11 protein-coding genes are annotated in these 12,278 nt (G+C 59.4%); 3 read left to right on the top strand and 8 right to left on the bottom strand.

Annotated features, from left to right (window positions below; genetic code table 11):
• From HMPREF1323_RS00555 to HMPREF1323_RS00530, 6 genes are all read right to left on the bottom strand, one after another.
• The coding region (locus tag HMPREF1323_RS00555) for a Mur ligase domain-containing protein (protein ID WP_009432197.1) at window positions 1–187 on the bottom strand (187 nt) is incomplete at its 3' end.
• A gap of 59 nt (window positions 188–246) precedes the next feature.
• Window positions 247–2,604, bottom strand: coding sequence for a penicillin-binding protein (locus HMPREF1323_RS00550; protein WP_009432173.1), 2,358 nt, complete (start codon window positions 2,602–2,604; stop codon window positions 247–249).
• Between the two features lie 39 nt (window positions 2,605–2,643).
• Complete coding sequence (locus HMPREF1323_RS00545) at window positions 2,644–3,087, bottom strand: FtsL-like putative cell division protein (RefSeq protein WP_009432198.1); 444 nt, start codon at window positions 3,085–3,087, stop codon at window positions 2,644–2,646.
• A gap of 27 nt (window positions 3,088–3,114) precedes the next feature.
• A complete protein-coding gene (gene rsmH / locus HMPREF1323_RS00540) occupies window positions 3,115–4,032 on the bottom strand; it encodes a 16S rRNA (cytosine(1402)-N(4))-methyltransferase RsmH (RefSeq protein WP_009432179.1) in 918 nt (305 codons plus the stop codon).
• A gap of 195 nt (window positions 4,033–4,227) precedes the next feature.
• Window positions 4,228–4,758 carry a hypothetical protein gene (locus HMPREF1323_RS00535; protein ID WP_009432177.1) on the bottom strand — a complete coding sequence of 177 codons (531 nt, stop codon included), beginning with the start codon at window positions 4,756–4,758 and terminating at the stop codon, window positions 4,228–4,230.
• Between the two features lie 228 nt (window positions 4,759–4,986).
• Window positions 4,987–5,517: a hypothetical protein gene (locus tag HMPREF1323_RS00530; RefSeq protein ID WP_009432184.1), complete on the bottom strand. Its 531-nt coding sequence runs from the start codon at window positions 5,515–5,517 to the stop codon at window positions 4,987–4,989.
• Window positions 5,518–6,140: 623 nt separating this feature from the next.
• On the opposite strand from HMPREF1323_RS00530, the gene HMPREF1323_RS00525 reads away from it, so the two are divergent.
• Window positions 6,141–6,734 carry a 7-carboxy-7-deazaguanine synthase QueE gene (locus HMPREF1323_RS00525; protein WP_044115219.1) on the top strand — a complete coding sequence of 198 codons (594 nt, stop codon included), beginning with the start codon at window positions 6,141–6,143 and terminating at the stop codon, window positions 6,732–6,734.
• 14 nt (window positions 6,735–6,748) lie between these two features.
• Complete coding sequence (locus HMPREF1323_RS00520) at window positions 6,749–8,677, top strand: OmpA family protein (RefSeq protein WP_009432192.1); 1,929 nt, start codon at window positions 6,749–6,751, stop codon at window positions 8,675–8,677.
• 98 nt (window positions 8,678–8,775) lie between these two features.
• On the opposite strand, the gene HMPREF1323_RS00515 is transcribed toward HMPREF1323_RS00520, so the two are convergent.
• Window positions 8,776–9,072, bottom strand: a complete 297-nt coding sequence (locus HMPREF1323_RS00515; RefSeq protein WP_044123821.1) for a glutaredoxin — start codon at window positions 9,070–9,072, stop codon at window positions 8,776–8,778.
• Between the two features lie 71 nt (window positions 9,073–9,143).
• Complete coding sequence (locus HMPREF1323_RS00510) at window positions 9,144–9,530, bottom strand: rhodanese-like domain-containing protein (RefSeq protein ID WP_009432171.1); 387 nt, start codon at window positions 9,528–9,530, stop codon at window positions 9,144–9,146.
• A gap of 132 nt (window positions 9,531–9,662) precedes the next feature.
• Between HMPREF1323_RS00510 and HMPREF1323_RS00505 the strand changes: the two genes are divergently transcribed.
• The gene (locus HMPREF1323_RS00505) at window positions 9,663–12,263 is read left to right on the top strand and encodes an FtsK/SpoIIIE family DNA translocase (protein ID WP_009432178.1); all 2,601 of its coding nucleotides are present in this window, start codon (window positions 9,663–9,665) and stop codon (window positions 12,261–12,263) included.
• Window positions 12,264–12,278 lie beyond the last annotated feature (15 nt).

Below are 12,278 nucleotides of genomic sequence, written 5' to 3'. Positions count from 1 at the left end.
CCGCCTCGATAGCGGCGGGGACGAAGCGATGCCCATCGGCATGGACACCACGTAGGGCGACGAAGAGCGTCCCAGGCTTCACAGCGCGGGAGTCTTCGGTGATATGAGTGATCTCACAGCCCGCGATAAGTGCGGGTTCGGAGGGTGAGGTATAGGCAATGCCTTGGAGGAGGGAGCTCAGTGTCATTGGATATAGAATTGATATACGTCGATGAGGGGAAAGGGAGAAGGGAGGGGCCGTGCGCCTTAGGAGGCGAAGCCGAGCTCCAGGACAACCTCGGTGCCGGCTGCGGCTGGTGAGCCTGCCGGTATGGACTGCCCGACGACGTTGCCTGCACCACGCAGGCGAGGGTTGTAGCCCATCTTACGCAGGAGGTAGACAGCATCCATCGCACTCATACCGACGACGGCAGGCACACGGCCATTCGTAGCGGGCAGGGAGCGGGCATGTAGCGTCGTATCGACGGCGATGAAGAGCCCAGCGTCCTTCGGCATACGAGGCGTGGGCATACCGAGCTGCGCCATCACCGAGAGGAGTGCCGAAGCACGGCCTGCGGCGATCTCCTTCGTATACGCCTTGGGAGAGGACGAGCGACGGAGCGAATCCAGAGGGATAGGATCCTCGAGTGCCAAGAGGCTCTCGGCGATCTTACGGATGATAGGAGCTGCCATCACCCCCCCACCAGCGCTGAACTGGCTCGAGGGTCTGCGGATGACCGCGATACAGGAGTACTTAGGCGCCTCAGAGGGGAAGTACGCGCAGAAGGATACCTGGTGGCGTACGTGCCCCGTGGAGTCGCGGTAGCCACCACGACCTGAGGAGAGCTGTGCCGTACCGCTCTTCCCGCTGATAGCGACGAAGGGCGAGCGCGCCTTCTTCCCCGTACCCTCGGTGACGACACGGCGCAGCATCTCTTGGATCGCCGTCAGCGTCTCGGGCTTACAGATCTGCTCACGCACGACCGTCGGCTCGAAGGTCTTGATGACCTGATCCTGTCTGCGGATCTCGGAGACGAAGTAAGGACGCATATAGCGACCACCATTAGCGATCGCATTGAAGAAGGCCAGCGTATAGATAGGAGGCACCTGCGTCTCATAGCCGTAGGACATCCAGCCGAGGGTGGTATTGTACCAGCGGTCGGGGTTGTCTGAGCGCTTGCGGATGCGGGCCTTCTCGTAGCCATCAATCTCGAGCTTGAGGTCTTCGCCGAAGCCGAGGTTACGGATCTTCTGCACATAGTCATCGGGGCGCGACTCATAGGCACGGGTGATGATCTTTGCCACACCGACATTACTGGACTTGACGATGGTCTGCGCTACGGAGAGACGCCCATAGCCACCATGGTGGGCGTTGTGGTCACGTATGACCTTACCGCCGTACTTCCAGAGGCCGTTGCCTACGTCGATGGTATCATTGGGATGGACGACCCCATCATCGAGGGCAACCATCATCGAAGCGACCTTGAAGGTAGAGCCTGGCTCACTCATATCCGACACGGCCATATTCACCGTCTCGTGGTAGACGCCAGGTGCGGTGCGCTGGAGGTTGGAGATCGAGACGACCTTACCCGTCTTGACCTCCATCAGGACGACGGTACCGCTCTCCGCCTCAAGGTAGGAGAGCTGCTCGCGGAGGTTGCGCTCCACGATGCTCTGTATATTCATGTCGAGGGTCGTGTAGACGCTTGCCCCATCGACGGGGGGCTTGCTGATGGTCTGCTCGTAGCGACCCATGTTATAGAAGGAGAGCTTCTCACCGAGCTCCCCACGGAGGAGATCGTTGTAGCGAAGCTCAAGACCGAAGCGTGCCTTCGTCAGCCCGCCATCGGTACGGTCGTAGATATGCCCGATGGTGCGGTAAGCCAGCGAACCGAAGGGATAGACACGACGGCTCTCATTCTCCGTATAGATGAGCTTGCTGAAGAGGCGCTTCTTATACCTATTGGGGCCCGTCTTATGGATGACGAAGGGCTCTGCCTGCTCGAAAGCGCGGTACTGGACGTAGGGTACGTCGGCAGGATAGACAGCGCAGTGGCGGGACTTGGTATCGAAGCCTTGCTTCCAGCGTGCCTTGAGCTTGGCCTTAGTGAGCTTGCGAGCCGAGAGGTCGAAGGTATTGGACATCAGCTCGGCCAGCGAATCCAGACCGGCCTCATACTCGGCACGAAGCTTGAGGATCTGCTCGCGCTTGGCCTGCTGCTTGCTATCGCCATCCTTCGGAGGGAGGGGCTGACGCAGCGGCTCGAGGGCTTCGTGTCCGAAGTCAAAGAAGAGGCGATAGACGGGGGAGGTGACGGCGACAGGGCGTCCATCACGGGCGTAGATCGAGCCACGCATAGGCTCGACAGCGCTGTAGCGTGGGGGGTTGACCTTAGAGGCCATCTCCGCATAGCGCTTGCCGTCGGGACTGAGGATGAAGAAGACAATGCGGAGCATCACGAGGACCATCGCCAGCGAGATAAAAGCCACGACCCAGGGATAGCGGTCGTGGGTGAGGCGGTGCCACTCGACACCACGCTGGGACTTGAAGAAGAGTCCACGGGCGAGGGCCTTAGCCGCCGCGACGAAGGCCTTGAGCTTAGCGGTGATTGTACGCAGGTTCATTGACGAATCTCAGTCGTAGGAAGGGGGATATACGTGGGGTTAGTGAGGCTTGGGCGTAGGATACTGGCCCGAGTCGACGAGGAGATAAGGGGGCTGGGTAGCGGGTACGAGCTGAAGCTGGTACTGGTCGACCTTGGTCGTGATGTTGTTGATACGCTCATACTCGATGAGTGCCGCCGAGGTGAAGAGGGCCTTGTAGCGGATATCCTCCAGCTTCTTCTCCAGCGAAGTGATCTCACGCAAGCTGCCCTGATAGATATAGGGCCATGCGATCATCACCCCCACGAGGAAGAGACAGTAGGCGATGAAGCGAATATTCTTCCGAAGGCCGGGCAAGCCCCACAGGTCATTCTCGATCCACTCAATGAGACCGCGCGCGCGATCCTCTTCGCCCTCATGGGCATCGGTATAGTGGGGCTCATGTGGGGTATCCGCTTCGTAGTGGCGGCTCTCGTCGGAGGGGATATATTCGTCTGGAGTCATCGGTAAGGGTAGAGGTATTGGGAGGGATCAGAGAAGCTCAGCGATACGCAGCTTAGCACTGCGGGCACGAGGGTTGCGAGCGATCTCCTCGGCAGAAGGCGTGATGGGCTTACGCGTCACCAGACGCCAAGCTGAAGCCGAAGAGCCGTAGATACGGGCATCGGCCGAGTCATCGCCCTGGCGGAGGAAGTTCTTGACGATGCGATCCTCGAGGGAGTGATAGGTCATCACCACGAGACGGCCACCGGGACGCAGGACGCGCTTCGTAGCTTCGAGGAGCTCTTCGAGAGCCGTCAGCTCGCCATTGACCTCGATACGCAGCGCCTGGAAGATGCAGGAGAGCTGCTTCTTCTCTTGGTCAGGACGCACCAAGGGGCGGACGACGGCGATGAGATCCCCGACGGTCTGCAGAGGTGCCGTAGCTCGGGCCTGCACGATACGCTGGGCGATCTTACGGCTCTGCTTCAGCTCACCATAGCGGTAGAGGATGTCGGCAAGAGCGGCTTCGTCGTACTCGTTCAGAAGGTCACGCGCTGAGCGGCCTGCGCGGTTATTCATGCGCATATCCAGCAGTGGTGTCTCGTCACGGAAGCTAAAGCCACGCTCCATATCATCGAAGTGATGGGAGGAGACACCGAGGTCAGCCAAGAGCGCATCCACATGCCCCAGCTCCTCATAGTAGTCCATGAAGCGCTCGAGATGGCGGAAGTTCGAGGCGACGAACGTGAAGCGCTCCGTCTCCTCGGCTCGTGCTGCAGCATCGGGATCTTGGTCGAAGGAGTAGAGATGCCCGCCGTCAGAGAGACGGTCGAGTATAGCACGTGAGTGCCCCCCTCCACCGAAGGTGACGTCGACATAATGGCCTGTGGGCTGGAGGTTCATCCCCTGGAGGCACTCCTCGAGCATAACGGGGACGTGATAGTCTACTGCTTGTACGATACTCATTGGGCTATAATGTCTTGCAAAGGTACTCAATATAGAGCAGAATCTTCATGAATTTTTCACGCCCTCCACTCTTATTTACAGCACGGGCATCGGGAGGATGAGCAGTGCCCCACCGAAGCGTAGCACGGCCACCACCCCAGCGGGAGCTGGAGCGGTGGCCGTGCTATATCGTGCGATGTGGCGGGGAGGAGCGGACTACTTCGTACCCGTAGCGGTGATCTTCAGATCCTTCCCCTGCTCGGCAAGTGCCTTGAGGATAAAGCCACTCTCACCCTGAGTTAGGTGCCCTGAGGGCATCTGCTTCAAGAGGGCATTTGTGATGGAGATCTCCAACTTGAGTAGCCTACCCTCACGGACGACACCCCCGATGGGGAGGTTATGCACGGAGAGTTTACCTTCCTTCAGAGCAAGCTTCATGCTCTTCTGAACGCAATAGCCAACGGCGCGAAGCTCAGCTGTCTCGCCCTTGATCAGGATAAATCGAGGCTCCCAACCCAGCCCAGTAAAGAGGAAAGTCTTGAAGATGTGGTCTGCCACCTTATACTCCTTGCCCTCGGTGGTGATGGTCTCGGGGGAGATCGTCGGCTCACCAAGATTCCACGAACCCTCCAGGTACTTAATAGCAACACTCGACTTAGGTCCATTGGGGTCGTCCTTAGAGCACGAAGCCGCGCCAAGGACGAGACTACCGAAGAGAAGGGCTACTGCCCACTGCTTGATATTCATACGACTTATACATTAGATAGGTTAAAATCATGCGTTCCTAAAGAGCGGGTAAGGCAAGCATCCCGCACGCACTCAGGGTGTGAGCGAATATACCGATAGTCCGACATGAGGATATCCTCAGGCTATAGCACTCCATAAAGGTATCAAATAATCGCACACGTCCACCACCCCAGCGAGAGCTGGAGCGGTGGCCGTGCTATATCGTGCGATGTGGCGGGGAGAAGCGGGCTACTTCGTACCCGTAGCGGTGATCTTCAGATCCTTCCCCTGCTCGGCGATCGCCTTGAGGATAGTACTTGCTTCGTCGTTAGCAAAGTGACTCAGAGGCATCTGCTTCAGAAGGTCATTAGTGACGGCGATCTCCAGCTTGAGCCGGTTGCCTTCGCGGACGACACTACCGAAGGGGAAGGTATGGAAGGAAAGCTTGCCCTCCTTCACCGTGACGTCGAAGGTCTTCTCTACGCCGCCAACGACAGAGATGAGGGTAGCCTTTTCGCCTTCGATCTTGACCTTAGAGGGAGCTACACTCAGCCGATTAAAGATGGAAGCCTTGAAGATATGGTCTGCGACCTTGTACTCCGTACCACCCACGGTGACGGTCTCGGGGGAGAAAGTAACCCCACTGAGGTTCCACGTACCTGCGAGGTCCTCGATAGCTACACTCGTCTCAGGCTTCTTAGGTTCGTCCTTAGCGCACGAAGCCGTGCCGAGGACGATAGCGCCGAGGAGAAGGGCTGCTGCCCACTGCTTGATATACATACTGCTTTGTTAATTATTGGTTAGAGAATATGCTCCCATAGGGAAGGCGAGGCAAGCGCCCCGCGCGCTCTCGGGAGGAAGCAAAAGTACAAAATGAGGAGGAGCTTATGTCACAGGACACACCTCTGGGGCGAGCTACTCAACGAGTCATCTCTTCTCAAGGAGCTAAACGCTAATGACATACCCTACTATATGTAGAGAAGCAGAATACCTAATAGTGGGGATGGTGCCAAATACCCGAAAAAGCACTCCTACACTCCTTCCTCTATGAGACTCGCTTCTTCGGAGAGAAAAGCTGGGAGCAGTAGTGGAGTGACCTCCGATGAGCACGAATAAAAGGTGCCGACGAATGGTAGATAAGTTCGGTCTACGTACGTGGATCTAATGACTACGTGCGTAGTCGTTTGGATTTACGTACGTAGTCTTTAAGACCACGTACGTGGACAGAGGAAAAGCATTACGGGAGGGGCCTTTTTTCCGCACGAGAATACCACTTTTTCCTCGGCTGGATAAGGAAAATCCTCGTGCAAGAGAAGGGGGTAGTGAGGGGTATGCCTCGCCTCATCTCGGGGGAGCTACGCGAGTCGTCGTATCTTTGCACCCAGATTATCCCCACGACATTCATGCTGATCAACGAAATATTTTACAGCCTGCAGGGCGAAGGTGTGCACATGGGTAAGGCCTCGATATTCATCCGTCTGAGCCGATGCAATCTCCGCTGCAGCTTCTGCGACACGGAGTTTGACTCGGGCACCGAGATGACCATCGAGGAGCTTCGCGACGCCATCGCCCCCTACCCTGGACGCCGTATCATCTGGACGGGTGGCGAGCCCACGCTCCAGCTCACCGAGGAGACGGTAGCTTACTTCAAGGCCCTCGGCTACCATCAGTCCATTGAGACCAACGGCACGCGGCGCCCACCCGCTGGGCTGGACTACATCACCTGCAGCCCGAAGAAAGAGGCGATGCAGCTCCTGCACCGCAACTTCCCCGACGGCGTGGGTGAATTCCGCTTCCCCGTGGGAAGCCCTGCTGACCTACCGCCAGCGGTGAGCGAGCTGCCCCCCGCTGGCGCCTACCTCCTAAGCCCCATCTTCGTCGGCGAGACGCAGAGCGAGGCCGACAAGGCTGCCATTGAGCTCTGTGTCTCCCACATCCTTGAGCATCCCGAGTGGCAGCTCAGCCTGCAGATGCACAAGCTTATCCACATCCCTTAGCACAGCTCTGCGCCATGCTTCGGCCTTCTCGTCGCCTCCTTCGTCTCCTCCCCTTCACCCTCCTCCTCGCCCTCAGCTCTTGTGCTGGGAGCCTCCTCTCTCGGGCTCGGGAAGCTGAGCGTACGGGAGCCTACTACGAGGCGGAGCAGCTCTATAAGGAGCTCTATAAGAGTACCCCGAAGAAAGAGCGACAGCGCCGCGGCCTCTACAGCCTGCGTGCTGCCAAGGCCGCCTACCGAGGTAGACGCTATGCCACGGCAAGGGCCCTACTGCAGCGCGCTCGGCGCCTGCACCTCCCCGACAGTCTACTGCGAAAAAGCAAGCTATACACGACCTTATCCACAGAAGCGCTCCGAGCAGAAGACAGCTCTCCACAAGGGCTGTATGAGGTGGAGCGCTTCGACCGTCTCCGCTCCACGCGGAGTGAGTTCGGGGTGAGCTTCACCCCCGACGGGCGAACGCTCCTCTTCGGGAGCCACCGCCCGACAGCCCTCTCCAAGAGCATATCCCCCGTGACGGGTGAGCCTCTCGGACGCCTCTACCGCCTCGGTCAGCAGGCCGATGGCACGTGGCTCAGCGCCCCCGACAGCCTGCAGGGTCTTGCCGAAGCGACGGCTGAGCTTGGCACACCGAGCCTAAGCCCCGACGGACGACGGCTCTACTATACCTACGCTCCCCAGCGCCAAGGGGAGCACAACACGCCTCAGATCTGGGTTGCCACACCTGACGAACGTGGCCGCTGGCAGCCCAGTGGCCCCCTTCGGCTCTTCGCCGATAGCACACGCCTCACAGCGCACCCCGCAGTCAGCCCCTCGGGCGCACGCCTCTTCTTCGTCAGCGAAGCGCCCGACAAAGCCCGCCAAGACAAGGAGCTCTACTACGTCGACCTCTATGGCGATGCCCTCGGTGCTCCCGTACCTATCACGGGAGTGAGTAGCACAGCCGACGAACTCTTCCCCTACGCCACGAGCGACAGTACGCTTTACTTCGCCTCCGACCGCGCGGGGGGCTTTGGCGGGCTGGATATCTACGAAGCGACCCTTCACAGTGATGGGCACACCACCCTCCTGCACCTCCCCTCTCCGATCAATAGCGAGGCCGACGAACTGACCTTTGCTCCCACCCCAGCGCCACAGGCTTGGCCGAGTGCGGAGCCTCTAGCCGAGGCGGGGCTTTTCGCCTCCTCACGCGATGATGCACGTGGCCTGCCGCACCTGTATGAGTTCCGTCGCCGTCAGATAACCACGACGATCACTGGCTACGTCCTCGACCGCGAGGAGGAGCCCATCCGAGGAGCGACGGTGCGCATCGTAGGGCGACGACCCGACGGGACAGAGCGGCTCATCACGACCGACAGCGAGGGGGCCTTCCGCCTCACGGTAGCGCCCGACACGGAGTACATCCTGCTGGCGAGCAGCCGAGACTACCTCAATCAGTTCGTCCGCCTGCGCACCGATCCCCAGCAGACGCTGAGCGAAGAGTACACGGTAGAATTCTTCCTCTCCTCCCGCGTGCGCCCCGAGGCCCTGCGTGAGGTGTACTACGCCTTCGACCGGGCCGACCTACTCCCTGAGAGCACGCCCGCTCTGGAGACCCTCTACCAGCTCCTCACCGACAACCCCGAGGTGAAGATCCGCCTCACCGCCCACACCGACCGACGAGGTACAGCGAGCTACAATGCCCGACTCTCCCAGCAGCGAGCTGAGTCCGTCGTCCGCTATCTCATCGGCCGAGGCATCGTCCCCGAGCGGCTGGAGGCTATGGGATGCGGGAGCGATGAGCCCTACACCGTCACGAAGCGCACCGCAGCCGTGCACCCCTTCCTCGCTGTGGGTACGGTGCTCACCCCTGACTTCATCGCCAGCCTCACGAAGCCCGAAGAGCAGGCCGTATGCGACCAGCTGAACCGCCGTACCACCTTCGAGGTGCGTGCCACGCCTTAGCCCTCCGCACGACACAAAAGCGCCACGGGGCTACCTTCTCCAGCGTGAGAAGGTAGCCCCGTAGCGTAAATGGGGACTATAAAGGCGGAGCTATGCGCTTAGCAGCCCGAGCCGTCGATACTGCAAGCAGCACCCTCAGCAGGACGTGAGCGCAGGCCTGCGTCTTCGGGAGAAAGCGTCACACGCCCATCCTCAAGTACGAAGCAGGGGATACCAGCCGCACCGCGTGCCTTGGCAGCAGCGAAAGCGGGGTCGTTGTCACGGAGCTTGAGGAACGCCTTGAGCTGGCGGATATCGAGTCCGAAGTCTATCACTTCGTAGCGGGCATCGCCCTGGACCTGGTCCCAGACGTATGTGCAGTCGGGGCAGGATTCCATTCCATAGATCTTGATCATTGTCTTATTATCGGGTCATTAGGCACCACGAGAGGGTGCAGTGATGAATTAGAGAGAAGGAGGAGAAGGGCTTACTTGACTACGGGGCGACCCTCAGCCGTCCAGCGCATATAGCCGCCCTCCATATCGCGCACGCGGAAGCCCTCGGCCTGCATATAGGTAGCTGCAGCATTGCTTCGCTTCCCGCTACGGCAGTAGAGGTAATAGGTACGCTTCTTATCGAAGTGCTTGATGCCTTCGATGAAAGCAGGTTGGTCGAGCCAGTCGAGGAGCTGTGCACCCTCGAGGTGACCTTCGGCAAATTCGCCAGGGCGACGCACGTCGAGGATGAAGGCCGTACTATCGGCACGAGCCGTCTCGATGAAGACCTCGGGAGTGAGTACAGGGACTTCTCCGTCGGGAGAGCCAAGAGCGCAGCTACCGAGAGCTGAGGCAAGGAGTGTCATCAGATAGTTCATATTAAATTAATAGGGTGTGATATGTAGGGCGAGGAGGACGCCTTACAGCTATATAACAAGCAATGTGGGCAAATGGCTCGCTTTCGCTAACTTTGTAGGCTACAAAGAGTAGCGACAAAGCGATAAGACATCATGGCTAAGACTTCAGGTAAGACATCAAGTAATCCACGTGGCCGCCGCCCTACAGCAGGGGGAGCGAAGAGGAATGCACCCTCTCCGCTTACCACGCTCTTCGGTGGCCTGAAGGATCTGATGAAGGTGAACTTCGACAACCGTCGCATCCCCACCCTCATTGGGCTGGCGCTGGCGGCGTGCTCCCTCTTCGCCTGCTTAGCACTCATCACCTTCCTCTTCTCTGGGGGGAGTGACCAGAGCCTCATCTATGCTGCTCGAGATGGCGAGGCTGCCGCTGAGCTGGGGCGCGAAGCCAAGAACATCTTAGGCCTGCCTGGAGCCCGTCTCGCAGACTACCTCTTCAACCAGCTTTTCGGCTGGGGGATCGTCTTCGCGCTCTCCTACGTCGTCTACCTCTTTGCCCACCTCATCTGGCGCCCCCGTATCGCGCCCTACCGCTACATCACAAGCTTCCTCATCAATGGCTTCCTCCTGCTCTGGGTATCCGTAGCAGCAGCCGGCCTACAGTCGCTCGTCCCCTCGGATAGCTTCCTGCGCTGGGGCGGTCTGCGCGGTGAGGAGCTCTTTACCTATATATATAGAGGCATCGGCATCGCTGGCCTCCTCGGCGTGCTGGCCTTCACCCTACTCATCTTCGCAGTGACGTGCAGCAGTCGTGTGCTCAGCGCCATACAGAATCCCAAGGTGCCGAAGGTACCCCACGTCTCCGTCCCACGCCCTCAGGTGGGTGGCTTCTTCTCGCGCCTCTTCTCTCGCAAGAAGAGCGACGAAGAGCCTCAGAGCGAGGTGGAGGGGGAGAGCTACAGCCAAGACGAAGATGCTTGGCGTGACGAGCCTCCGATGCCCACCGATGACGAGGATATGGACGTGCAGGAGGAAGACCCCACGCCTTACGTAGTGCATACACCTCCGACGACAGCCACCACGACGGCTACGACTGCGCACACAGCAGAAGCAGCCCCAAGTGCGACATCCTTCAGCCGTACAACCAGCGCCGAGCCTTCGGACGTCCCTGAGATGATCGTCGAGGAAGCGCCTAAGGATGACCTCGTCGAGGACGGTGACCGCACCGCCCCCGAGCCCTTAGCTCCTGGCATCCAGCTCGCCCTCTACCGCAAGCCCACCATCGACCTCCTGCGCGACTATGAGCAGGGCGGCACGGGCATCGACATGGAGGAGATCGAGTACAACAAGCAGAAGATCATCGACACGCTCGCCAGCTTCAAGATGAACGTCACCCCCTGCAAGGCCACCGTTGGCCCCACCGTGACGCTCTACGAAGTCATCCCCGAGTCGGGTATCAAAGTCTCCCGCATCAAGACGATGGAGGATGATATCGCCATGAGCCTCAAGAGCGAGGGCGTACGTATCATCGCCCCCATGCCAGGCCTTGGCACGATCGGTATCGAGGTACCGAACTCCACCCCACAGACCGTATCGATGCGCTCCATCCTCGCCTCACGCAAGTACCGTGAGCAGCAGGAGAAGATGGAGCTCCCCATCGGTATCGGTAAGACGATCACGAACGAGCCCTTCATCTTTGACCTGACGAAGATGCCCCACCTGCTCATCGCAGGGGCTACGGGTCAGGGGAAGAGCGTCGGGCTGAATGCCCTCATCACCTCGCTCCTCTACAGCAAGCGCCCCGAGGAGCTGAAGTTCGTCATGGTCGACCCCAAGATGCTTGAGTTCTCTATCTACGAGGAGATCGAGCGTCACTTCCTCGCTAAGCTCCCCGATGCCGAGCGCGCGATCATCACCGACATGACCAAGGTCGTGGCGACGCTGAACTCCCTCTGTATCGAGATGGACAACCGCTACCGCCTCCTGCAGACCGCAGGGCGCGCCGTGCGCAACATCCGTGAGTACAACGAGCAGGTCCGCTCCGGTGCCCTCAAGCGCATCGACGGACACGAGATCCTCCCCTACATCGTGCTCATCGTCGACGAGTTCGCCGACCTGATGATGACCGTAGGCAAGGAGGTCGAGCAGCCCATCGCCCGCCTGGCGCAGAAGGCACGTGCCGCAGGGATCCACATGGTCATCGCGACACAGCGCCCCTCGACAGACGTCATCACGGGTCTTATCAAGGCGAACTTCCCCGCACGTATCGCCTTCAAGGTCTTTTCTATGGTCGACTCCCGCACCGTCCTTGACTCTCCTGGAGCCAACCAGCTCATCGGCCGAGGCGACATGCTCTTCTATCAGGGCAAGGATATGATCCGCGTGCAGTGCGCCTTTATGGATACGCCCGAGACCGAGGCTATCGTTGAATATATAGCGCAGCAGGAGAGCACTGGCTCCGCCTACGAACTCCCCGAATACATCCCCGAAGGGGAGGAGAATGGTGCCAAGGGCTTCAACCCCAACGAGAAGGACAGCCTCTTCGACGAGGTCGCCCGCATGGTCGTACAGACACAGGTGGGCTCGACGTCAAATATCCAGCGTAAGTTCAACATCGGCTACAACCGCGCTGGCCGTCTCATGGACCAGCTCGAGGGCGCCGGCATCGTCGGCGTACAGGAGGGCAGTAAGCCCCGCGAGGTCTACATCAAGGACCAAGCGACCCTCGAGCAACTGCTGCAGAAGCTAAGCTAAGCCCAAGGGGAATGG

This window comes from Porphyromonas sp. oral taxon 279 str. F0450 (assembly GCF_000292995.1).
GTDB classification, from domain to species: domain Bacteria; phylum Bacteroidota; class Bacteroidia; order Bacteroidales; family Porphyromonadaceae; genus Porphyromonas; species Porphyromonas pasteri.
This window is presented reverse-complemented; position numbering and strand designations above follow the sequence as displayed.